This window comes from Mycobacterium sp. Soil_C_30 (assembly GCF_057656995.1).
In genome coordinates, this window is record NZ_JBDGJH010000019.1 from 104,747 (window position 1) to 126,394 (window position 21,648).

Consider the following 21,648-nt stretch of genomic DNA (forward strand, 5'->3'; position numbering starts at 1 on the left):
CCATCGATGACAGTCCTGGTGAGGCGGCAGCACCCGATCTGCGAACCGTGTGTGCGCGTATGCGGTTGAGCACTTCGGCAAGCATGGGTTCGATCGGTCGATACTCGATGTGTCGCTGGCCACCGGTGTGAGTGAATCGAAGTTGGTGACGATGTTCGGCTCGGTCGCGGGACTACGCCGCGCCTGCGACGAGTACGTCCAGCAGACGGTCCGGGCCGCAAAAACCGAGGCGCTGACCTCGCCGGACCCGAAAGAATGGCTGAGACAGGTGGCGTCCATCGAGACTTTCGCCCCGACGATGGAGTACCAGGTGCAGACATTGCGGACGCGTGACGATGCAGGCCGTGTGCTGATGCAGAAGATGACCGACAATGTCGAGCGCTACCTCGATGATGCAGTGCGAGCGGGAACGGTGCGGCCCAGTCGCGATCCGAAAGTGCGGGCTCGGTTCCTCGCGACGTGCAACGGCGGAGGGTTCCTGTTGTACCTAAACCAGCACGATGACCCGAGCGACATGAACTCAGTACTGCGCGACTACGCACGCGATATGATCGCCCCAGCTCTGGAGGTGTTCACCTACGGGTTGCTCGTCGACGACTCGATCTACCGGGGTTACGCGGCCGGCATCGAAATGGCCTGATTGCGTGGATTTCCCGCAACCAGGCCAGTTCCTGGCATGGACTTACGCTGCCCGCGGCGAGTCCGGCGCCTGCGCCCTGTCTTCCGGTGCCCGGACACCCGCCGGAACCCAACCGACATAGGTCAGGTACAGCCCGATCAGCGTCATGAGCACCATCAGTGCTTGCCACCAGCCGTCACGGCTCAGCAGGAATTCGGCGGTGGACACCGATACCTGAGGCAGCGCAAGCAGGAGAACTGCTTTCGCGGTGATGGCCCAGCCGAGTATGGACACGATCATGGCCGGGGCGCCCCGCCAGCGGGTGTGTGACGCGATGACAGTCAACCCGATCAGCAGTACAAAGGCGCCGGTGACCCAGAACCACGCCGTGCTCGCCGTGAAGTCGGACATGAGCGTCGGCATCTGCGAGCCTCGCGCCACCGCGGCGATCGTCATCACCACCAAGTACGGCCCCAGCACCCGAGCAAAGGCTCGTGTGCTGCTCGCGTCTGGCTCTGAATTTTCCATCATCTTTACCTCCCCGTCGAACGTGGGTTGCCGGTGACGGCCGATTGTCGCCACCCAGCGTCATGACACCAGCAGCGACGGCAGTGGCAGCAGAGGAAGAGGTTTCGATTTCGCGGTGCCCTTGGTCATCGAGCACCCGCGAGCCCGATTGCGCCTGTGAGGGTTGCTGCCCGAGGAGGTGAGTGACCGCCCCACATGTCAGCCGTAGTGCCCACGAACTGAGGACCTACGACTCCAGTACACAGCTCACCGCGCGGCATACCGTCTTCTGAGATTCTTTGGGAGGAACGGAAATGTCAGCCTTTTCGCCAGTTTTGGGTGTGGTGGTGGGCGTCGATGGGTCGCCGTCGTCGACGGCCGCGGTGCGGTGGGCGGCGTGCGACGCGCAGCTGCGCGATGTCTCGCTGACCATCATCTGCGTCACCGCACCTCTGATCACCGGCGCCGGCGACGGTTACGACGCTGCTGCCGCTGCCGAGTTCGCCCGGTGGCAGGCTGAGCAAGCCCGCGGAATAGTCGACCGCGCAATGGAAACCGCCGCGCAAGCGAGTTCGCCGGGCCGCGCTGAGCAGATCACCACTCGAGTCATCGATGGCGCCGTGGTTCCCACCCTGGTCGAGCTGACCGCCGACGCAACTCTGGTGGTGGTGGGGTGCCGCGGCACCGGCGTGGTCACACGAGCGTTGCTGGGCTCGGTCAGCTCAGGGTTGGTACACCACTCTCGATGCCCGGTTGCCGTCATCCACAGCGAAACTGCGGAAAGACCGTCCGCCAATGGGCCCGTGGTTCTCGGCGTCGATGGCTCGCCGGCATCGGAGCTGGCCACAGAGGTTGCCTTCGGGGAGGCCGCCAGGCGGCACACCGATCTGCTGGCCCTGCACGCGTGGAGCGACCTGGGCCCACTCGGGTTGCCGTCCACGAACTGGTGTCCAATCGAATGGCGCAATATCAAAGAGCGCGAGGAGAAGGTTCTCGCCGACTGGTTGAGCCCGTGGCAGCAGCGTTACCCCGAAGTATCGCTGCGGCAGGAAGTGGTCTGCGATCAGCCCGCGCCGAGGCTCCTCGAAGCCGCCCGCGACGCTCAGCTGCTGGTGGTCGGCAGCCACGGCCGCGGGGGTTTTGCCGGCATGCTGATCGGCTCGGTCAGCTCAGCGGTGGTCAACTCCGCCGCAGTCCCGGTGATCGTCGCCCGCCCGCGAGAATGAAGAAGGAAGATCGCTGTGAACACCTCACCTCAGTCAGATCCCGAACGCCCGCACGTGTTCGTCCACCATCGACATTCGCCGTATGGCACTCCGCCGGCGGGGTACGGTCAGCAGGTTGACCACCACAAGCACCCACGCCAGCACGACGAAGTAGAAAGACTGGCCGATCACCTCAGTGCGCTCGAATCCGAACTGTCCCGCGTCCGTCGCAGGATCGACGACCTCCTCGGCGCCGACGATTAGGGCAGACCTCCACCTGTAAGCCGGTCCGCGTCAGCGAACCCGTCAGCGCTTCTTCTCCGAAGTCGAAAAGGACCGGCCGGGACGCGCATTCCGGTCGAGCACCGGCAACCCGCGGGCGGACAGCACCTCGGCCGCTCCAGTCGCTTCGCTACGATTCAGCCGCTATGGCGCACAATCGGCGTTCGTCTGGGCGCTGCACAGATCGAATAGTCCCTCGACCGGACCTCTGACCACCCACTCGTTGTTTCGGCTGCGGTCCGGCGTGGGCGGGAACTGCCGCTCAAAAACTGGATGGATTTGTAGCCGGTGGCGCATGTTCGCGCATAGGCACAATCGGCCGCAGACTGTCTCCCGTGCGGGTTCCGCGAGAGGAGCGTGAAGGAACCCGACAGTGCGGCAGAAAATCCGGGGAGACTCTTGCGAATCTCGTTGAAGCGCAATTCAACCTACCCGTCACAGCGACGGCAGACGGTGAGACCGCATGCGGTGCCTTCATGAACCTTGAGTGTCCTGGGGGTCGTGATCAGTGCCTCTGGCCTGTCGCGGAGGCTCGACATGGTTCTCGGCTTTCTCTTCGCGACGACGCATGTACGCATCGGCGGAAACCAGGCGTTTGATTGCATCGAGCACTCTGATGTTGACCATGGTCATGACTTCTCGTTCGGATTCGGAGGCAATGATGGGGCGGTCAAACGCAATTCGACGAGCACTCTCGCCGCCTTGAGATGCATCGCAGCTTGCTCGGTGGCAGCGGTGAATTCGCCGTCATAGTCGTTGTGGGTCTGCGCGATCGCCGCCAAGCACATGTGCGACGCAGAGTGGGCATCGTCGGCGGCGGCGGACAGCTCAGCGCTGATCTGCGGATCGGGAGCCGGTAGGTGTGCCGGCACGCCAACCGCCGCGGCGTCGTGAATGCGCTGGCAGGCGTCGTTGAAAGCGATTGAATCCCAGCGCCGTATCGCTCGTTCGGACTCGTCGAGCGAGTCGTCGAGTTCGTCGACATCCAACTGAGCCGACGACCACCAATGTTGGACGGCAACTTGTTTCGCTTCTACGCCGGTGGCCGGATCGTCCGACCGCGGCATCGTGGTGATCACCAGGGCCAGGCCCGCGACAAGCGCCGCGGCAGCGGCGATGATCGCGGTTGAATGCCCTGGGCGACCCAGCCACTCGAGGAGCCCCTCGGTCTCCCCGAGGGGCGCACCGCACTCACCGCAGGTGTCCCACTCCCTTGGATTGTCGTGACCATTTGCGCATGTCACCATGCCTCGGTCGGTGTCGGCGCTGATGTCCAGCGGAATGTCTGTGAGGTCGCGAGTCATCGGGGCCGCACCACGATCACGGGCACGTGCGCCGAGTGCGCGACGGCGGAACTGACCGAGCCGAGTAGCATCCCGGAGAAGCCGCCCCGTCCGTGGCTTCCGACGACCACCAACTGGGCGTTCTCTGCTTCCTCGAGCAGCCACTGTGCCGGCTTGTCGCAGACGACACGGCGTCGCACCGTCACGTCGGGGTACTGTTCCTGCCAACCAGCCAGGCGCTCTCCCAGCACCTCTTCCCCGCGTTGCTCGAATTCATGCCAGTCCAAGCCAATTACCGGCAGCACTCCGAGATCGCTCCAGGCGTGCAGGGCGATCAGATCGACCTTGCGCCTGTCCGCTTCGGCAAACGCCAGCTCGGTGGCTGCTTCGGAGGCGGGAGACCCGTCGATACCGAGAACTACCGGAGCTGACGGATCCGGCAACCGGCCGTCTCTTGTGTGGATCACGGCAACGGGTCCATACGCGTAGTGCACCAGCCCACTGCTGACCGATCCCAACACCATGCGCCCGACCGCACCCATTCCGCGGCTGCCGACGACGACCATCAGCGCGTCTTTGGAGGCATCGGCCAACACGGGAATGGCCCCGGAGTACCGCACTTCCGTGTGCACTTCGAGGTGGTCATCGGTAGCTGCCAAGACCTCGCGAGCCCGGTCGATGACGTTGGCGGCGGCCTCGCGTTCTGCTTCGGCGATGGTGGTGGGCAGCGGAGCGACGGGCCAGCTCATCACAATGGGCTCCACCGCGTGCATCAGGGTGATCGGTGCTTTCAGCCTCTTGGCTTCGACGGCGGCCCACCGGACTGCGGCGTCGGATTCTTGTGATCCGTCCACGCCGACCAGAATGCCGTGGCGGGTCTCGTTGTTGGTCATCTCTGCTGCCTCCGCTCACTTCGGGTTTCGAGATGAGAAGTACGTTGTCGAAATGACCATCACTGCAAACACAATGGCAATGATCACCGCTGCTGTGGGCCAGTCCATGACAGCTCTCCCATCTCGCTTGGGCACCGTTCTCTGATGCTCAAAACGCTATTGGCCCGGGCCGCGTGAAGGCAGGGTCGTTGGTCCCGTTCCGCGGGTGTCGGTAGTCACCGCCTTCCACCTCTGGCTCTTCACGATTGCGGCGCCGGCCGGTGCATGAGATACGCCACCACGTCACGCAGAGTGCGAAGGCACCGGTAGTCCGATTCGGGAATGTCGACGCCGTACCTGCGATGGAGCCTGCGTAGGAAATTCAGCCAGTCCATCGAATCCAGATCGACTTGCTCCCGCAAGAGTCGATCGTCGTCGATGGCCGCGACGTCGACCTCGGGAGCGATGGCAGTCAGTTCGGACAGCACACCGTCTCGAACAACCTCGGCGGATTGCATGGCTACCGTCATTTCTCCAGAAGGTCTGGTTGTTGAAGGAACCCACCGACAGCACCAAGGAACAACCCGCCGCGATGGCCATCACTCCCGTCACCCATCCGGGATCTGCTGTGCACCAATAGATGTCGTCGTTATGAAAATCCAGGGCGTACAGACCGGTGAGATAGTGCATGGCCACCGCACCGTGGACATGCAACGCTCCCTTGGGCATGCCGGTAGTGCCGCTGGTGAAGTGCAGCAGCGCCGGATCCGCCGCGGTTGTCGGCTCGATCGGTGCGCGCTCATCGGCTGCCCTCATCCAACGCCAGAAGTCTATCGAGTCGCGGATCTCCCCGCCGTCACCGACGTCGTCTACGACAACACAGAGACGCACCGTGGTGAGCTGTGCCCGAATATTCGCGATCTTGCGCCGGTACAACGTCGCGGTGGTGATCAGAACGTCAGCTTGACCGAGCGTCAACCGGGTTTCGATCGGCTCTGGTCCAAAAGCCGAGTACAGCGGCGACACAACACAACCGGTGCGCAAGGCACCCAGAATGCTGATGTACAGCTCCGGGCAGGCCCCAGCAGCGTGAACACCCGACGCCCCTTGGTGCCCCGAGGGCACGCAGCACATTGGTGAACTTCCGGGTGTGTCGTCCCAGTTCCGCGTATGTCATCGTCCTCGTCGGTATCGCGCCGTCCCCCGACCTCGCCGCCAGGAACCGCAGTGCGACACGCGCCGCCAGCGGTCCCTCGGCATGCCGATCCACGGCGGCATGAGCGATGTTGCAGCACCCCGACCCCATGTTCGCGCAGAGGTTCGGTAGTGTCGCCCAGTCGAAATCGGTCCGTGCTGACTCGTAGTCCAGCAGGTTCGGGGTCAGCTTCCAGTCAGCAGAGGACTTGGCGATGACAGTCATATGGTGACCTCGCCCGTGGGCGACGGCAGAGTGCCGCAGCGTCGCGCCCTTCCCATGTTGGCCATGACCCGTTCCAGGAGTGCCTCGTAGGCTGTCCCATCGTCGAGCACCTCGCGGAACCCGTATCGCTTCAGGAAGACGTCGATGCGTCGGTCGATGGGCCAATCTGCGTAGGTGGCGCCGGTGAGCTCAGAGTTCAAAAACTTCCATGCGACCGAATCCAGCTGGTCAGGCGGGAAGTCAGTGTTGGCACTCGGAGTCATAGCGGTCCTTCTCGAGAAACTGACGTCCATTTTTTGGCCTGCACGCCGTCTGCAATAGAGACAAAAGTCACTACGTTGCGCGGTGATTCTCGGGAAGGCCGAAAAGTGCCCTAATTCCCTATCGTCGGGGTCGTCTCGGCCCTGTCCGACCCAGACATCACACCCGAGAATGTTCAGATGGCCAACAATCCCACCAAGCCGGCGCTCGACAGGGTTCGCACCTTCAACAAGTACGTGCTCAATCCGGTGATGCTGCGGCTGGCCGGCCGCGCACATTGGTATGCCGCCGTCATCCATCACACTGGGCGAAACTCCGGGAGAAGTTACCGCACACCGGTTGTCGCGGACCGCATAGATGGATTCATCGTTCCGCTTCCGTACGGCACCCACGTCGACTGGCTGCTCAACACGATTGCCGGGAACTCGGCCACCATCACTGCGCATGGGCAGACCAGCGCAGTAACCGACCCGCAGATCATCGACTGGACCGCCGCGCTGCCGTTGCTGAAGCAGCCGCACAGGCGTGTGTTCAACCGCTTCGGTGTCAAGAACTAGGTCAGATTCAAGGAGATTTCGTGACGTTCTGTCACTGCCGTCCGGTGAACACGACGTGAACTCGCAGACGCTTCAGGCCCATTCCTGTTGCTCTTTCTCGACGACTGTTCGCTGAGGAAGCCCACTCCGTGTCCGAGCTGGGTGAAACCCGAAGCCTCGCCGGGTTGACCGCCCGTCAATTCCCTGGCCGGAGCCGCTCTGCCGAGCTGAACCGCGCCGCGCGCCGATGAATGCCGTGGGCATGTCCACGGGTGCGGCGGCGTGGATGGGCGCTCAGTAGAAGCTCCGCGTAGAAGACCTTCTTCGTGAATTCGACCAGCACCAGGTAGGCCGCAGCCAGACCCACCAGGGCGGCGAAGAACTGCCACGGCAACGCGGCGAAGCCCAAATGGCCGGCGACCGGAGACACCGTGAGCGTCACGCCGGCGGCGATCACCGTCGCAGTCGCCGCGACCAGCGCCGCACTCGGTCTGCTTCGCAGGAACGGAACTCGCTTCGTGCGTACCGCGAAGATGATCAAGGTCTGGGTAGCCAACGACTCCACAAACCACCCAGTGCGAAACTCCGGCGAGCACCTCCGGGATCGAAGCGGTGCAGACGTCGTGTCGACTAAGAGTGCCTCGGTGCAGAACCTGCGTCATCGCGTCAGCGTCACCGCGCCGCGTCCAGCAGCACGCGTCGTTCGGCAGCGGCGATCGCGCGGCGGGCTGAATTCAGTGCGTCGGGATTGACCGACACCGAGGTGATGCCCATCCGTACGAGGTGTTCCGCGAACGTCAGGTTCGTCGAGGGTGCTTGACCACACAATGACGAGGTGATCCCGAACTTGCGGGCGGTTTGGATGATTCGTCGGATCGCGTGGAGCACCGCCGGGTCGGACTCGTCGAACAGCTCCGCACACACCTCGGAGTCCCGGTCGACGCCGAGCACGAGCTGGGTCAGATCATTGCTGCCGATGGACACTCCGTCGATGCCGAGGCCGATGTACTCCGGCAACCAATGCACCACCGAGGGTACTTCGGCCATCACCCAACGATGCATGCCGCGTTGACGGCTCAGCGGGCTGGCATCAACGAGGTCCAGACACCTCTCCAGTTCCCACTTGGTCCGTACGAACGGGATCATGAGATGGAGATTGGGTGAGCTCTCCCGCACGCGCGCCAGTGCCTGCAGCTCCAGGTCGAACAGGCTGGGATCACTCACATAGCGGTAGCAACCGCGATACCCGATCATCGGGTTGTGCTCCATCGGCTCGTAGGCGTCGCCGCCGCGCAGACTGCGAAACTCATTGCTGCGGAAGTCAGTTGCCCGATAGATCACCGGTCGGGGTGCGAACGCAGCGGCGATCCGGCCCAGCGGCTCGGCCATCGCATCGACCAGGGCCGACTGTTCTCCATGCGCGATCAAGTCACGTGGATGCCTGCCCCCGACCGCCTGGGTCAGCATGAATTCCGCGCGCAGCAATCCCACACCGTCGCAGTCCGTGGCTGCGACCGCTTCGGCGTTGTCAGCCATTGCCAGATTGACGTACACCTTGGTCGCCGTCACTTCGGCCGCAGGACCCACCGGTGGCTGCCCGACCGTTGCCTGGGCGCGAGAGGAAGCGACAGATTCGACGTGTCCCGGGAACACCTGACCGTGAGTTCCGTCGACTGTCACCAAGATCCCGTCGTGCAGGTCGGTGGTCGCGCTGCGGGCTCCGACCACACACGGAACACCCAGTTCCCGGGCCACGATTGCAGCGTGACACGTCATTCCACCGGAATCAGTGACCAGTCCGGCGGCCCTGCGGATGGTCGGCAGCCAGTCGGGATTGGTCATGGGCGCTACCAGAACCTCTCCATCACGCAAGTTGTCCCCGTCCTGGGGACTCTGAAGCACTCTCACTCGCCCGGTACCCAAGCCAGGCGCGGCCGCCAGCCCTCGCGCCAGCGCGGCGTCCTTCTGGGTACCTGGAGCTGGTGAATGCACCAACGTCGTGATCGGCCGAGCTTGGACGAGGTATGTCTGGCCGCCGGCGATGGCCCACTCCGTGTCTTGGGGGCAGCCATTGTGGCGCTCGACAGCAATGGCCAGTTCGGCGATACGCCGCAGTTCGGTGTCGTCGAGCACCTGGGCATCGGCCTTGGCGGCATCCAGGGGCACCCGTTGGTCATGTCCGTCAGGACCGCGGATGATCTTGAAGCTCTGGTGTCCGACATGAAGATCGAGCACGTCGAGAGCATTCTTGGCCACAACGTAGGTGTCGGGCTCCACCGCGCCGGAAACCACCACCTCCCCCAACCCATAGGCCGCTTCGATCACTACGCGATCGCGGGCCCCGCTGCTGGGGTCCGCGGTGAACGCCACGCCCGCCTTGTCAGACTCGATCATCTGCTGCACCACCACCGCCATGGCCGGTTCACCCGTGAAGTGGCGGCTGGAGCGGTAGGCCACCACCCGAGGCGAGAACAGCGACATCCAGCAATGCACGATGGCTTGGCACAGCGCGTCCTCACCCGCGATGTTGGTTGACGTCGCATTCATTCCCGCAAACGAGGCGTCGCGGCCGTCCTCTCCTGTGGCCGACGAGCGCACGGCCACAACGCATCCGCGGCCGAGTCGCCGGTATCCGTCAAGGGCCGCCGCGAGAACCCTGTCGGCCAACCCCGCTTTCGAGACGAGTTCTTGCATCTGTGCGCACAGCTCGGCGAGCCGGCCGGAGTCCCCGACAGCTTGTAACGCCGCATCGTGCAACGCTCGTAGTTCCGCACCGACCTTGCCTGCGCGCATCGACTCCTGGTAGGCCGCACGAAGCAACACATAGCCAGGCGGCACCGGAAGACCAGCCGCCACCAGCTCGCCCATGTTGGCGCCCTTGCCCCCCGCCTCCTCGGCGTCGGCGATGCCGAGCTCAGCGATGTCCTTGACAAACCGATCGTCGTGCATGTTCTCACTGTCGCCCAAGCCGCCCGATCTGCGTAGCGCCGCAGGACCACACCACCTCGGCGAAAGTCCCACCCGGGGCGTGCCTTTGGTCCATTGCCCGGGTTGCACGCCGGGCGCAACGACGATGACCAAAGCACCCACAGGTTGGCAGCGTTCGCCTCCAGCGCGGAGCCCGGTTCCAGTGGTGAGCTGTCGGAGCAACGAGAGGAGTCCGTGATGACCGCACCACGTCGTCTGTTCCGGCACAACCGTTGTGCCGAGACCACCTATATGGTCACCGACCGCCTACACAACGACCGCATGGTGTGCGTAGGGGCCGAGGACATCACCAGCACTGTGTCCGGTTGGCTGCAAGAACTCGGCGTGCGCAGCACCCTCGTCGATCAGCTCGGAGGCCATGTCGCAAGGGGCGACTGGCCTGCGGTGCACGCCATTGCCGATTGCCTGGCCGTCGATGTCTGCGTGGCCTCGGCACCATGACCGAGTTTCTCGGCGCTGGCGACGCATTCGTCTGGGCGCTCGGTACCGATCCCCGCCTGCGCGCGCCGATCGTCACCGTAACGATGCTCGATCGGTCGCCGGATTTTGATGTTGTGCTTGATCAATTCGATCGCCTGAGCCTGACGGTCCCACGGTTGCGATCGCGTATCGCACCGTCACCCCCGCCGATGCCACCACGGTGGCAGACCGATCCGGACTTCGATCTCCGCTTTCATGTCCGCCGACTCGCCGCGCCGACGCCCGCAACGTTGGACACTGCCGTGGAATTCGCCCGGCTGGCCGCAATGGCCGACTTCGACCATGCCCATCCCTTGTGGGAGGCGACTGTGCTGGAGGGACTTCCGGAAGGCGGTGCGGCCTTGATATGCCGGCTTCACCATTCGATCACAGACGGTGTGGGCGCCGTCGCCGTGGCCGCAGCACTTTTCGGACCCGACACCGACACCGCGCATTCTCGGCAGTCAGCGCACGCACAGCGCGAGTCGGTAGCCCAGAGGTCCGCGGTCGACTTGCTGGTGCGTGAAGCTGTCAGCGCACTGGCCGGCACGACGAAGCTCGCTTTCGACGGCGCTGTTCACCCGGCGCACACCGCACGATCGGTCCTGGCCACGGGGTCCTCACTGTTGCGCAGTGCACGCCCAAGCTCCGGGCCGCATTCACCCACCATGCAGTGCCGCAGCTCGGCCCGCCACCTGGCGATGCTCGATGTCCCCCGCGCACCGTTGCAACGGGCCGGCCACATAGCGGGGGGATCGCTCAACGACGCCTTCCTGGCGGCAGTGGCCCACGGTGTGCGTCTCTACCACCGGGTGCATGACGTCGTCAGCGAGGAATTGCTGCTCACGATGCCGATCAGCGTACGAAAACCCGGTGATCCGCCTGGCGGCAACCGGACGATGCTGCTTCGCTTCGAGCGGCCCTTGGCGATAACTGACCCCGCCGAGCGTATACAGGTGATCCACCTGCGTACTGACGCAGCCCGGCACGAAAAATCGTTGCGCCACACCAATCTCGTGGCCACCGCACTCAGGGTGGCCCCACGTAGCTATGTCAGTTCCGCTCTGCGCCGGGTCGACCTCATCGCCAGCGACGTTCCGGGACTTCCCGCACCGGTGGCGTTCGCGGGTGCCCGGGTCCGGGCTCAGTACGCCTTCTCCCCCACTCTCGGAGCCGCCTTCAACATCACGTTGCTGTCCTATGCCGACACGTGTGCACTCGGCCTCAATGCAGACTGCGCCGCGATCCCGGATCTGACGCAGTTTCGCGATTGCATCGAGGCTGGCTTCGATGACGTACTCGCGTTGGGGCGTTGAGCTCTACCGGCCAAATGCTCCACGGGATCGGGACTTTCGGCCACATCCGCCAAAAGACGAACTGCGTAGCGTGACAGCCATGTCCAACGCCACACAACTCACCAGCGTCCTGCCGGAAAGTGAATGCTGGAATCTGCTGTCCAGTGTCTCGCTGGGCCGGCTCATCACCAGCGTCGACGGTGAACCGGAAGTGTTCCCCGTGAACTTCGCCGTTCAGAACCGAACCGTGCTGTTCCGGACAGCCGAAGGCACCAAGCTGGTCAGCACTGCGATCAACCACAATGTGGTGTTCGAGGCCGACGACCACGACGACAGCCAAGGTTGGAGTGTCATAGTCAAGGGCTTCTCTCGAATCCTGCACAATGACGACGAGATTGCCGTGGCCGAGCAGGCGCAGCTACGACCCTGGGTGGCAGCGGACAAACAACACTATGTCCGGATCCGACCATTGCGGGTAAGCGGACGCCGGTTCCTGTTCGACCGCACGTCCACGTCGGCGTAGCGCCCACCGTTTCAGCGAGTGCGATGCAGGTCCGCACTCGCAGTGGCTGCAGCCTTCTCGGCCTGCACGATGTTCTCAGCACGACGCTTGATGCCGAGCAGCATGCCACGGCTGGTGACGGCAAGGGCCGGCCCGGCAAGCTCGGTGGCGAGAACCTCACCGGGGTGACGCAACGCCGTGCGTGATCGGATCAGCAACCTGCAGCGGTCATCCCAGCGAGGAAACACGTGGAAGGACCACACGGCATTCCATTGCTGGCGAGCCGGTGTCGCACGGAGCACGATCGACTGCCCCTCCACGATGTCGACGACTTCGAGCGCAAGTCCGTCACTGAGACCGAGCCATCCCTTCGGGGCCAGTCGAACGACGTCGCAAGGATGCAGGTGCTGCCATTCCTCGTGGATGACCTCGGCGTTGCGGTAACGCAGACCCAGCATGTTCTCCAGCTTCTCGTAGCTGTACAGGCCGCCGCGGTCCTGTCCCATCTGCACCAGCCACGGCCACACCGCGTTGGCGGGCGCATCGATCCACACCCCTTCGGTGGTTTGGACCACCGGCGCGTCCACCAGATCATCACCCGGCAGACTCATGGAACATTCTTCTTTGGTGGTTCCCCAATTGCGGTAGTACCGCCTTGCGACATAGATCAATGCCGCAGCGGCAACTGTTTTTATGGTTCTGTTCGGCATGAAATGCAGCTTGTCGCCAAGAACGCTCCCCGCCTAGGGCCAGTGGTCACTTTGTTCGGCGCCGGTGTGCAGTGTGTTTGTAGGCGGCGTCGGCCAAGAGCACGGTGGGAATCGCGGAAAAGGCGACTGTGTAACCAGCGATCGAGGGCCCGGCGTGGTGCAGCAATGCCGCCGCCGGCGGCGCATAGAGCAAGAGCACCAACAGCACCAGCTCGACCAGCACCGCAAACACGAGCAGCAGGTTCGTCTTCACCGGCAGCCGCCACGCTTGGCGAACGGAGCTGCGGCAGGCAAAGGCGTTGGCCGCCTGGCCCAAGACGATTGCCGCGAAGGCGGCCCCGGAGGCCATCAGCACGACGTGGCCGCCGGGAAACGACTGCCCCGGCCGCCAACCTCCGGCTGCGAACGTGGCCACGAATGCCGCCAACGCCACCGCGGCCTCCACAGGTCCCAGGACACCGAAGGCACGAGTGAGGACGGTGCGGTTCAGCAGGCGACCGCCCACCGGCGGGCCGTCCAGGGTTTTTCTGTCGGGCGGTTCGGCTCCCAAGGCCAACGCGGGAAATACGTCGGTGCCGATATCCAGAGCCAGCACCTGAAGTACACCGATCGCCAACGGAAAGTGACCCGCCGTCAGAGCCCACACCACGAACGGCGCCAATTCCGCAACGTTGTCGGCGAGATGGTAGGTCAGAAAACGGCGGATGTTGGTGAAAGTCGACCGACCCTGCTCGATCGCCGCGACAATGGTGGTGAAGTCGTCGTTCAGCAGCACCACGTCGGCCGCCTCGCGCGCCACATCGGTTCCGCTCCTACCCATGGCGACACCGATGGCGGCTTCACGTAACGCCGGTGCGTCGTTGACGCCGTCACCGGTCATCGCAACGACGTGCCCGCGGCGTTGTAACGCGCGAGCAATGCTGAGTTTGACCTCCGGCTCCACACGGGCGACCACCACACCGTCTCTGTCGAGAAGTTCCCCTATCCGGTCCAGATCGGACGGAAGCTCATGTCCCAGCAGGGCCCTCCCCTGCTCCATCAGCCCGACATCCCGGGCGATGGCCTCCGCGGTGTGCGGATGGTCGCCGGTGATCATGGCGACACGAATACCGGCACGACGGCACGTTTCGGGAACGCTCTTCACACCGGATCGGGGCGGATCATGCAAACCAACCAGACCCAAAAGTGTGAGACCGCGTTCGGCGACATCGGCCGATTCGGGTACCGGCTCACCCGGCATCAAGTCACGACCGGCGACCGCCAATACCCGCAATCCTCGCCGCACCAAGTGATCCAGCGCCACGTCTGCACCAGAAACACTGGCGCACAGAGGGATCACCGACTTGGGAGCTCCTTTGACCACGATGCGACCGTCGGTGACCACCGACATTCGCCGACGGCGCGGGTCGAAGGGAAACTTCACCAGATTCGCGTCGACATGATTGATGTCCGCGCCCACCCGGCGGGCGAAGGCATCCAGAGCTGCCTCCATCGGATCTCCGCGAGCCATCCAGATTCCCTCTACTAGGTGTACTCGCCCTGTTGAACACTGCACGGCCGCCCGCGCCATCGGTGGAAGCGCGTCGACCGCGCCCGGCGGGCCCGTCACGGTGGCCACTGGCTCGTAGCCATCCCCGAAGATGTCGACGGCGCCCGCCGGCGTCCACGCCTGAACAACCGACATCTCGTTCTGAGTGAGCGTTCCCGTCTTGTCGGTGCAGATGAACGTCGTCGAACCCAGTGTCTGCACCGCTTCGAGATGTCTCACGAGGGCGTGCCGGCGTGCCATGCGTTGCGCGCCCATCGCCAACGACAACGTGACCGTTGGTAGCAGGCCCTCGGGCACCACTGCGACGGTAACCCCGACCGCGAACAGAAATCCATCGGCGGCAGGCATGCCCACCAGCAATGCCACGCCGAAGAACATCGCTCCCACCAGCACGGCCACCATGGCGATCACTCGCGACATTCGGCTCAATTCCCGCCGCAGGGGTGTCACCGTGGACGTCTCTCCCGATGTCAGGTCGGCGATGCCCGCGAGCTTGGTGTCCGGGCCGGCAGCGAAGACGCGCGCGTTGGCTTCACCTTCCACGACGAAACACCCCGCGAACACCGCGTCGGAAACGCCGGGATGCTCGGGCACGCTTTCACCGGTCAGCGCCGAGGTGTCCACCGACAGCGCGGCGACACTCAGCAGCGTCATATCCGCAGAGATCCGGTCCCCCTCGGCGAGCACCACCACGTCGCCAACAACGAGGCCCTCAGCGTCGATCTCCTGCAGCGCGCCGTCTCTCACGACGCGAGCCCTCCTGGGCAGCATGCGTCTCAGCCCTTCGGCGGCGTGTTGAGCACGCTCCTCCTGCGCGAACGCGAACAAACCGTTGAGGACGACGACGACCATGATCGCTGTGCCCAGCTGTGGCATACCCGCGATGAACGCCAATGCCGCTGCGGCCCAGAACAGGAGGGCAAAGAAGTGGCCCATTTCCTTGATCAAGCGCAGCAGCCACGGTGTTGTGCGCCGGACCGGAAGGCGATTGGGTCCGTTTTGGGCCAGGAGGAGAGCCGCCTGGAATGACGACAGTCCCTCCGTGGTGGCCCGCTGGGCTTCGGTTTCGGGCATCTGTTCCAGCCGATCGCAGTGCAGTGACCCGCTCCTGACGACACCGCCGGGTGGGCGCTTTCGAACGTAGCCCGGATTGGCTACGAGCTCACCAGACCATCGACCTGTCTAGCGAGGACTTCTGTCCCTAGTCGACCACAGCGAGCGAGTGGTCAGATTCGTTATCAGCACGATTACAACGAAAGGATCTGTCATGGGCAATCTCGCTGTGCAACAACACCGTCCGTTCTGGCCGGAGGTCGCAGACTTGTTCTCGGGGCTGCCGGCATGGACGAATATGCGACCCACGTTCGGAGGTCACGTCATCAAGGTCGAAGACGAGATAAAGGACGGCAACTATCAGCTTCAAGCGGAGATTCCAGGTGTTGACCCGGAGAAGGATGTCGACGTCACCGTGCGCAACGGAGTCCTCACCATCAAGGCCGAGCGAAGCGAGAAGAAGGAGGCCAACGGTCGCTCAGAATTCTCCTACGGCTCGTTCGTCCGATCGGTCACGCTGCCCGTAGGCGCCGACGACGAGAGCATCAAAGCGACCTATGACAAAGGCATCCTCACCGTGACTGTTCCGTTGAAAGAGCCCGCGGCACCGGAGAAGCACGTCTCGATCGAAACGGCGAAGTGACCCGGTCGGCGGTCCCGGCACATACTCGGCGTCGGGACCGCCACCCGTCCCGGCAAAGGACAGGAAACTGCCATGCACGACAAGCACTGGTCAGTGGAGATCACCACCGACGAAGAAGACGGTCGTACCACTGCGGAAGCGAAGCTGCATTGGGGTGAGCGAACTCTGGTCGGCACCGGACTGGCCCGCTGTAACCCTACCGACCGCGATATCGCCGACATCGGTGCCGAACTGGCCGCCGCGCGGGCGCTGTCGGATCTGGCGGAGCAACTCCGTGCCGTCACTCGACACCACATCGAAATCGCCACGGACGCACCGGTGACCACCTTGCATTGACCCCCGACCAGCTCTGAGGAACTTCGATGACCTCCACCGACGACAAGCTCACCCGCGGCGAACCACGCCGGGTATTCCGGAACCGCCGGGAAGCCGGTCGCATACTTGCTGGACTGCTGTCTGCCTATCGCAGTCGAACCGACGTACTGGTCCTTGGACTCGCGCGGGGCGGCATCCCCGTCGCGTGGGAGGTCGCCGCGGCACTGGGCGCACCTCTGGATGCGTTCATCGTCCGCAAGCTCGGCGCTCCCGGCCACGAGGAGTTCGCCATCGGCGCCTTGGCCCGTGGCGGCCGCGTCGTGGTCAACGATGACGTGATCCGCGCCCTGCGCATCACGCCACAACAGCTGCGCGACATCGCCGAGCGCGAGGGGCGTGAGCTCCTTCGCCGCGAAGCCACCTACCGCGGCGAACGGCCGCCCATCGACGTGGCCGGCAAGACCGTGATCCTCGTCGACGACGGTGTGGCCACAGGGTCGAGTATGTACGCCGCGGTACAGGCGCTGCGCGATGAGGACCCCGCCGAAATCGTCGTCGCCGTGCCGGCGGCTCCCGAGTCGACGTGCCGGGCCTTCGCCGAGATCGTCGACGATGTGGTGTGTGCCAGCATGCCGATGCCGTTCGTGGCCGTCGGCGAATCCTTCTGGGATTTCCGCCAAGTCAGTGATGACGAGGTCCGCCTTTTACTGGCCACGCCGACGACCGGCCCGGCGACCGCCGAACGTCTCACCGCACCCACGCCGGGCGAGGTGATCGGCCGCTGCGCGGTCGAGGCACCCGGCGGTGTTCCGCCGGGCGAAGTTCTCGAAGAACTCATCGGTGACGCCACCGTTGTGCTGATCGGCGAAAGCTCCCACGGCACACACGAGTTCTACTCCGCACGCGCCGCGATCACGAAGTGGCTCATCCAGGAGAAGGGGTTCTGTGCGGTTGCCGCCGAGGCCGACTGGCCGGACGCCTATCGAGTGAATCGTTTTGTACGGGGCCTCGGCTCGGATCACACGGCCGAAGAAGCGTTACGGGGCTTCGAGCGGTTCCCGGCATGGATGTGGCGCAACGTGGTGGTGCGCGACTTCGTGGACTGGCTGCGCCGCCACAACCAGCGGTGCTCGGCCACCGGCCAGACGCAGGCCGGTTTTTACGGGCTCGACCTCTACAGCCTGCACAAGTCGATGCAGGAGGTCATCGACTACCTGGACACCGTGGACCCCGCAGCGGCGGCGCGAGCGCGCGACCGGTATGCGTGCTTCGATCGCATCTCCGGCGATGACGGCCAAGCGTACGGCTTCGCTGCCGCTTTCGGCGCAGGACCGTCCTGCGAACGCCAGGTCATAGCGCAGCTGTCCGATATGCAACGCAACGCGCTCGATCTGGCCCGACGTGACGGCCTGACGGCCGAAGACGAGCTGTTCTATGCCACCCAGAACGCCGCGACCGTACGCAACGCCGAACAGTACTACCGTGCCATGTTCGGCGCGAGGGTGACATCGTGGAACCTGCGCGACCAGCACATGGCTCAGACCCTAGAGGCCCTACTGGCCCATCTGGACCGCCAGAACGGCAGCCAACGTGCTCGTATGGTGGTGTGGGCGCACAACTCTCATGTTGGTGATGCCCGCGCCACCGAGGTCTCGGCAGATGGCCAACTGACGCTCGGACAACTGGCGCGCCAGGCGTTCGGCGACAGTGTTCGCCTGATCGGCATGACCACGTACTCGGGCAGTGTGACAGCCGCCAGCGAATGGGGTGGCCTCGCCGAACGCAAGGCTGTCCGCCCGGCGCTCAACGGCAGTGTCGAAGAACTGTTCCATGAGAGCGGGCGAGATGAATTCTTCGTCTCGCCCCTGATCACCCGCGCCGCCGACGAACCGTTGTCGACGGTGCGGCTGGGGCGGGCCATCGGCGTCATCTACCTGCCGGCCACGGAACGACAAAGCCACTACTACCACGTCCGCTCGGCGGACCAATTCGACGCCGTCATTCACATCGACCGAACTCGCGCCCTCGAGCCGCTCGAAGTGACCAGCCTCTGGGTCGCCGGTGAGACACCGGAGACATATCCGACGGGGTTGTGATCGTTCGTGACACACACGGCCACATCGCGGCCCAGCTCCATCGTCACATTCACAGCGAATCCGGCGCTGGACATCACCACCGATACCGATGTGGTTCGCTGCATCGAGAAGCTACGATGCGGTCCGACCCGATATGACCCCGGCGGCGGCGGAATCAACGTCGCTCGCGTTGCGCACAGCCTCAACACCGCTGCGACAGCGGTGTTCCCGGTCGGCGGACCCATGGGCCAGACGATCCTCGAACTGATGAACCAGGCCGCAGTCCCCGTCAGGCCCGTGGAGATCGACGGACAGACCAGGGAGAGTTTCACCGTCAACGAACGCGCCTCCGGGCAGCAGTACCGATTCGTCATGCCCGGGCCCACCATGACGGCCGCCGAACAGACCCGGTGCCTGGACGTCCTACGTGAGACAACACGGGGCGCCCATTTCGTGGTGTGCAGCGGCAGCCTGGCGCCTGGCCTCACCCCCGATCTGTACCAGAAGGTTGCACAGATGTGCCGCGAGACCGGGGCGTTGATGGTCGCCGACACCTCTGGGCGCGGTCTGACGCACATCCGGTCGGACGTCTACCTCCTCAAGGCCAGCATGCGCGAGCTCCAGGACTGTGCGGGCCGCCAGCTCGCCGACGACTCCGCGCGGGTCGACGCCGCCCGCAACCTCATCGCCCGAGGCGTCACCCGTATCGTCGTCATCTCGTGTGGGGCGGCGGGAGCACTGCTGATCACCGACACGACCGCCCTGCGGTTCCCCGCCGTCCCGGTGACCAGCATGAGCGGTGTCGGGGCGGGCGACGCCCAGGTCGCCGCAATGATCACCGGTTTGGGCCGCGGATGGTCCCTGGAGAAGTCCATGAGGTTCGGCGTGGCCGCCGGCGCCGCCATGCTGCTGACCCCGGGCACCGATGTCTGCCGCGCAGAAGACCTCCAGCGATTGTTCGGCGCCGTCCCAGATCCCGTCCAAATCCACTCATAGACAACGTGTCGCCAAAGTCCCTCTACCGAGCAACCTTTCGCCTCTAATGCAGACAGTAAGGCCATGTCATCGTGACAGTATGGGAAAACAACGATTGGGTTTCGCCGCAGTCATGGCCGCAGGATGGGCCGCCGCGTTCTACCGAGGTGTACTTCGCCCATGGATGTACAGCTGGGGGGCCCACCTCGGCGAGATCGTCAACACTTCACCGGGTGACGAGTTGACCGAACCCGAACTTCCGCGGACCACCCGCGCCATTTCGATCCCGGCATCGGCACGCACCGTGTGGCCCTGGTTGGCGCAGATCGGCGAGGATCGTGGCGGTTTCTACAGTTACTCGTGGCTGGAACGGGCGCTGGGTGCTGTGATTCACAACGCGGATCACATTCATCCGGAATGGCAACAATTACATGTCGGCGACACCGTGTGGCTCGCCCGTCGATACGGTCGTCGGGCGCGTCAAGTAGTCGCCGAGGTCGCCCCACCCTCACATCTCGTGCTGGTGTCACCGGCAGACTTCGCGCGTCTGAGAAACGGCGAGAAAGCCAGGGGCCTGTGGAGTTTCACCCTTCATCCGAGCAGAGAAGGCGTCCGGTTGGTGGCGCGCGGAAGCGGCGGCCCAGTCGGCCATTTTTGGTTCGACGTCCCGCATTTCATCATGGAGCAGAAGATGCTGCGCGGCATCCGGGATCGTGTGGTCAGACAAAGCACAGCATCCACCGCCTCGACCGAGCCCGGTACCGACGAAACCTCGCCACGCAATTCCGTCGGCGCGACCCAGGGCTGAGAAGTTGAGACTGGAACGTCAAATTTGTCCGGTGGTCGTCGGTGTACTCGACTCACAAGCAGCGCTGTGTGCTGCCGAGTGGGCCGTCGACGAAGCCATCGATCGCGCGGCACCGTTGCGACTGGTTCACGCTGTCGACGCAGCGCAGGTGGGCGAGCCCGACGTCAAATTGCGGTTCGCAGCCGATGTCCTACTCTCTGCGAGCGCGGCAATCAGCGCGCGCGGTAGACGTGTCGATCTCGATGTGGCGATCATCAACGGCTCCCCCAGGCACATCCCGACCCGAGAATCGGCAACGGCGAGTCTGCTGTGCATCGGTATGGACGGTCGTCTTCGCAACGGTGCGACTGGAATTGGGTCGACCGCGCTCGCCCTGGCCCGTGGCGCACACTGCTCGGTCGCCATCATCCGTGGAGGCCCGCCTCGTTCCGTCCTGACCGCGGAACGGATTGCGGTATCGGTCAACGGCTCAAGACACAGTGTGGCGGCGATCGAGGCGGCCTTTCGAGAAGCACACCTGCGGAAAATATCGTTGCTCGTGGTGGCCACCACGAGCAAGGGAGCGGAAGGGGCCAACGGATTGATGGCGCCGTGGCAACGCCGACATCCCGACGTACGGGCGGAAACCGTGGCCACCGACTCGTCACTCTTCGAACACCTCGCCGCCCAACCCAGCCAGGTCCGAATGGTCATCATCGGCGCGGATGAAGTGGACCTGTTGACCACGGCGATCAATTCCCGGACACCGCTGACCGGGGTCCGAGCCGAGTGTTGCATTGTGGTCGCCCGCGCGCATCAGGCGGATTGAGCGGTCTCCCCTGCCACCGCGGTAACCCAAGCCCGTACTTGGTTGGCGTCGCGGTAGTCACCCGCCATCGACTTGGTCATCGCGTGGGCGGGAAATCCCTGCGCATCGCGGAGCAGACGGCCCCCGAATGTCGCATGAGACCGCGCACCAACTCTGTGCGCGAGCCGTCGCACCCCCCGAGGGGCGGGGGCAAAGGTGTCGACCTCCTGGGCCAACGGGCCGCTACTGACCAGCCAGACCCGCCGCTGACGGAGATCGTTCTCATGTCGTCTGACGAACCGCCGGGCCTCCCGCAGCCATCGATTCAAGTACAGCGCGGAAGCCACCACAACGGCATCGACATCACCGACGTCATGAACGTCACCAGCGCGGCGCACGACCACCTCCCACCCAAGGTCGGTGAATGCATCTCCGATCATGGCGGCCAGACCGGCGGTCCCACCGCGGCGAGATGCATAGGCAATCAACACGCGCATCACAGCA

23 protein-coding genes and 2 pseudogenes are annotated in these 21,648 nt (G+C 64.3%); 13 read left to right on the forward strand and 12 right to left on the reverse strand.

Annotated features, from left to right (window positions below; genetic code table 11):
* Positions 1-127 precede the first annotated feature (127 nt).
* Positions 128-640, forward strand: a complete 513-nt coding sequence (locus tag AC3A6P_RS27500; protein ID WP_487695331.1) for a TetR/AcrR family transcriptional regulator — start codon at positions 128-130, stop codon at positions 638-640.
* Between the two features lie 42 nt (positions 641-682).
* On the opposite strand, the gene AC3A6P_RS27505 is transcribed toward AC3A6P_RS27500, so the two are convergent.
* Positions 683-1,099, reverse strand: a complete 417-nt coding sequence (locus tag AC3A6P_RS27505; protein ID WP_487695332.1) for a hypothetical protein — start codon at positions 1,097-1,099, stop codon at positions 683-685.
* Positions 1,100-1,440: 341 nt separating this feature from the next.
* Here AC3A6P_RS27505 and AC3A6P_RS27510 point away from each other — a divergent pair, with 341 nt between their 5' ends.
* Positions 1,441-2,352: a universal stress protein gene (locus tag AC3A6P_RS27510; protein WP_487695334.1), complete on the forward strand. Its 912-nt coding sequence runs from the start codon at positions 1,441-1,443 to the stop codon at positions 2,350-2,352.
* A gap of 15 nt (positions 2,353-2,367) precedes the next feature.
* On the forward strand, positions 2,368-2,595 hold the full coding sequence (locus AC3A6P_RS27515; protein WP_487695336.1) for a hypothetical protein: 228 nt from the start codon (positions 2,368-2,370) through the stop codon (positions 2,593-2,595).
* A gap of 492 nt (positions 2,596-3,087) precedes the next feature.
* On the opposite strand, the gene AC3A6P_RS27520 is transcribed toward AC3A6P_RS27515, so the two are convergent.
* From AC3A6P_RS27520 to AC3A6P_RS27545, 6 genes and pseudogenes are all read right to left on the reverse strand, one after another.
* Positions 3,088-3,246 carry a hypothetical protein gene (locus tag AC3A6P_RS27520; protein ID WP_487695337.1) on the reverse strand — a complete coding sequence of 53 codons (159 nt, stop codon included), beginning with the start codon at positions 3,244-3,246 and terminating at the stop codon, positions 3,088-3,090.
* The gene (locus tag AC3A6P_RS27525; RefSeq protein WP_487695339.1) at positions 3,243-3,692 is read right to left on the reverse strand and encodes a hypothetical protein; all 450 of its coding nucleotides are present in this window, start codon (positions 3,690-3,692) and stop codon (positions 3,243-3,245) included. Before AC3A6P_RS27525 ends, AC3A6P_RS27520 begins: the two co-directional genes overlap by 4 nt.
* Before the next feature lie 221 nt (positions 3,693-3,913).
* Entirely contained in the window at positions 3,914-4,789 is an 876-nt protein-coding gene (locus tag AC3A6P_RS27530; RefSeq protein WP_487695340.1) for a universal stress protein, read from the reverse strand.
* 239 nt (positions 4,790-5,028) lie between these two features.
* Positions 5,029-5,298, reverse strand: coding sequence for an acyl carrier protein (locus AC3A6P_RS27535; RefSeq protein ID WP_487695341.1), 270 nt, complete (start codon positions 5,296-5,298; stop codon positions 5,029-5,031).
* A gap of 97 nt (positions 5,299-5,395) precedes the next feature.
* Positions 5,396-5,902: pseudogene (locus AC3A6P_RS27540) on the reverse strand (AMP-binding protein); the annotation flags it as partial.
* Between the two features lie 282 nt (positions 5,903-6,184).
* Positions 6,185-6,388: a hypothetical protein gene (locus AC3A6P_RS27545; RefSeq protein WP_487695343.1), complete on the reverse strand. Its 204-nt coding sequence runs from the start codon at positions 6,386-6,388 to the stop codon at positions 6,185-6,187.
* Between the two features lie 240 nt (positions 6,389-6,628).
* Here AC3A6P_RS27545 and AC3A6P_RS27550 point away from each other — a divergent pair, with 240 nt between their 5' ends.
* Positions 6,629-7,006, forward strand: a complete 378-nt coding sequence (locus AC3A6P_RS27550; RefSeq protein WP_487695345.1) for a PNPOx family protein — start codon at positions 6,629-6,631, stop codon at positions 7,004-7,006.
* 175 nt (positions 7,007-7,181) lie between these two features.
* Here AC3A6P_RS27550 and AC3A6P_RS27555 read toward each other — a convergent pair.
* Positions 7,182-7,571: pseudogene (locus tag AC3A6P_RS27555) on the reverse strand (cation transporting ATPase C-terminal domain-containing protein); the annotation flags it as partial.
* Positions 7,572-7,657: 86 nt separating this feature from the next.
* A complete protein-coding gene (gene ppsA / locus AC3A6P_RS27560) occupies positions 7,658-9,934 on the reverse strand; it encodes a phosphoenolpyruvate synthase (RefSeq protein ID WP_487695346.1) in 2,277 nt (758 codons plus the stop codon).
* Between the two features lie 216 nt (positions 9,935-10,150).
* Between ppsA and AC3A6P_RS27565 the strand changes: the two genes are divergently transcribed.
* The 3 genes from AC3A6P_RS27565 to AC3A6P_RS27575 all read left to right on the forward strand — a co-directional run bounded on the left by AC3A6P_RS27565 (position 10,151) and on the right by AC3A6P_RS27575 (position 12,250).
* Positions 10,151-10,414, forward strand: coding sequence for a hypothetical protein (locus AC3A6P_RS27565; RefSeq protein ID WP_487695348.1), 264 nt, complete (start codon positions 10,151-10,153; stop codon positions 10,412-10,414).
* Entirely contained in the window at positions 10,411-11,748 is a 1,338-nt protein-coding gene (locus AC3A6P_RS27570) for a wax ester/triacylglycerol synthase domain-containing protein (RefSeq protein ID WP_487695350.1), read from the forward strand. Before AC3A6P_RS27565 ends, AC3A6P_RS27570 begins: the two co-directional genes overlap by 4 nt.
* A 79-nt stretch (positions 11,749-11,827) precedes the next feature.
* A complete protein-coding gene (locus tag AC3A6P_RS27575; protein WP_487695352.1) occupies positions 11,828-12,250 on the forward strand; it encodes a pyridoxamine 5'-phosphate oxidase family protein in 423 nt (140 codons plus the stop codon).
* A gap of 11 nt (positions 12,251-12,261) precedes the next feature.
* Here AC3A6P_RS27575 and AC3A6P_RS27580 read toward each other — a convergent pair whose 3' ends face one another.
* Both AC3A6P_RS27580 and AC3A6P_RS27585 read right to left on the reverse strand, forming a co-directional pair.
* Positions 12,262-12,939, reverse strand: a complete 678-nt coding sequence (locus AC3A6P_RS27580; protein ID WP_487695353.1) for an SRPBCC family protein — start codon at positions 12,937-12,939, stop codon at positions 12,262-12,264.
* 46 nt (positions 12,940-12,985) lie between these two features.
* Positions 12,986-15,562 carry a cation-translocating P-type ATPase gene (locus AC3A6P_RS27585; RefSeq protein WP_487695355.1) on the reverse strand — a complete coding sequence of 859 codons (2,577 nt, stop codon included), beginning with the start codon at positions 15,560-15,562 and terminating at the stop codon, positions 12,986-12,988.
* Positions 15,563-15,755: 193 nt separating this feature from the next.
* Here AC3A6P_RS27585 and AC3A6P_RS27590 point away from each other — a divergent pair, with 193 nt between their 5' ends.
* The 6 genes from AC3A6P_RS27590 (at position 15,756) to AC3A6P_RS27615 (ending at position 21,165) form a co-directional block, all read left to right on the forward strand.
* The gene (locus tag AC3A6P_RS27590; protein ID WP_487695357.1) at positions 15,756-16,184 is read left to right on the forward strand and encodes an Hsp20/alpha crystallin family protein; all 429 of its coding nucleotides are present in this window, start codon (positions 15,756-15,758) and stop codon (positions 16,182-16,184) included.
* Positions 16,185-16,256: 72 nt separating this feature from the next.
* Positions 16,257-16,520, forward strand: a complete 264-nt coding sequence (locus AC3A6P_RS27595; RefSeq protein WP_487695358.1) for a DUF1876 domain-containing protein — start codon at positions 16,257-16,259, stop codon at positions 16,518-16,520.
* 26 nt (positions 16,521-16,546) lie between these two features.
* The gene (locus tag AC3A6P_RS27600; protein ID WP_487695360.1) at positions 16,547-18,595 is read left to right on the forward strand and encodes an erythromycin esterase family protein; all 2,049 of its coding nucleotides are present in this window, start codon (positions 16,547-16,549) and stop codon (positions 18,593-18,595) included.
* Positions 18,596-18,601: 6 nt separating this feature from the next.
* Positions 18,602-19,570, forward strand: a complete 969-nt coding sequence (locus tag AC3A6P_RS27605) for a 1-phosphofructokinase family hexose kinase (protein ID WP_487695361.1) — start codon at positions 18,602-18,604, stop codon at positions 19,568-19,570.
* 220 nt (positions 19,571-19,790) lie between these two features.
* A complete protein-coding gene (locus tag AC3A6P_RS27610; RefSeq protein WP_487695362.1) occupies positions 19,791-20,357 on the forward strand; it encodes a hypothetical protein in 567 nt (188 codons plus the stop codon).
* Positions 20,358-20,388: 31 nt separating this feature from the next.
* The gene (locus tag AC3A6P_RS27615) at positions 20,389-21,165 is read left to right on the forward strand and encodes a universal stress protein (RefSeq protein WP_487695364.1); all 777 of its coding nucleotides are present in this window, start codon (positions 20,389-20,391) and stop codon (positions 21,163-21,165) included.
* On the opposite strand, the gene AC3A6P_RS27620 is transcribed toward AC3A6P_RS27615, so the two are convergent.
* Positions 21,153-21,641, reverse strand: a complete 489-nt coding sequence (locus AC3A6P_RS27620; protein ID WP_487695366.1) for a flavodoxin domain-containing protein — start codon at positions 21,639-21,641, stop codon at positions 21,153-21,155. The two genes, AC3A6P_RS27615 and AC3A6P_RS27620, sit on opposite strands and share 13 nt — an antisense overlap.
* Positions 21,642-21,648: the final 7 nt, after the last annotated feature.

What these genes read in the sequence shown, in the direction of transcription:
- AC3A6P_RS27510 (WP_487695334.1), top strand. Translation starts at nt 1,441, where the DNA reads ATGTCAGCCTTTTCGCCAGTTTTGGGTGTGGTGGTGGGCGTCGATGGG.
- AC3A6P_RS27520 (WP_487695337.1), bottom strand. Translation starts at nt 3,246, where the DNA reads ATGACCATGGTCAACATCAGAGTGCTCGATGCAATCAAACGCCTGGTT.
- AC3A6P_RS27530 (WP_487695340.1), bottom strand. Translation starts at nt 4,789, where the DNA reads ATGACCAACAACGAGACCCGCCACGGCATTCTGGTCGGCGTGGACGGA.
- AC3A6P_RS27535 (WP_487695341.1), bottom strand. Translation starts at nt 5,298, where the DNA reads ATGACGGTAGCCATGCAATCCGCCGAGGTTGTTCGAGACGGTGTGCTG.
- AC3A6P_RS27550 (WP_487695345.1), top strand. Translation starts at nt 6,629, where the DNA reads ATGGCCAACAATCCCACCAAGCCGGCGCTCGACAGGGTTCGCACCTTC.
- ppsA (WP_487695346.1), bottom strand. Translation starts at nt 9,934, where the DNA reads ATGCACGACGATCGGTTTGTCAAGGACATCGCTGAGCTCGGCATCGCC.
- AC3A6P_RS27565 (WP_487695348.1), top strand. Translation starts at nt 10,151, where the DNA reads ATGACCGCACCACGTCGTCTGTTCCGGCACAACCGTTGTGCCGAGACC.
- AC3A6P_RS27570 (WP_487695350.1), top strand. Translation starts at nt 10,411, where the DNA reads ATGACCGAGTTTCTCGGCGCTGGCGACGCATTCGTCTGGGCGCTCGGT.
- AC3A6P_RS27575 (WP_487695352.1), top strand. Translation starts at nt 11,828, where the DNA reads ATGTCCAACGCCACACAACTCACCAGCGTCCTGCCGGAAAGTGAATGC.
- AC3A6P_RS27580 (WP_487695353.1), bottom strand. Translation starts at nt 12,939, where the DNA reads ATGCCGAACAGAACCATAAAAACAGTTGCCGCTGCGGCATTGATCTAT.
- AC3A6P_RS27585 (WP_487695355.1), bottom strand. Translation starts at nt 15,562, where the DNA reads ATGCCCGAAACCGAAGCCCAGCGGGCCACCACGGAGGGACTGTCGTCA.
- AC3A6P_RS27590 (WP_487695357.1), top strand. Translation starts at nt 15,756, where the DNA reads ATGGGCAATCTCGCTGTGCAACAACACCGTCCGTTCTGGCCGGAGGTC.
- AC3A6P_RS27595 (WP_487695358.1), top strand. Translation starts at nt 16,257, where the DNA reads ATGCACGACAAGCACTGGTCAGTGGAGATCACCACCGACGAAGAAGAC.
- AC3A6P_RS27600 (WP_487695360.1), top strand. Translation starts at nt 16,547, where the DNA reads ATGACCTCCACCGACGACAAGCTCACCCGCGGCGAACCACGCCGGGTA.
- AC3A6P_RS27620 (WP_487695366.1), bottom strand. Translation starts at nt 21,641, where the DNA reads ATGCGCGTGTTGATTGCCTATGCATCTCGCCGCGGTGGGACCGCCGGT.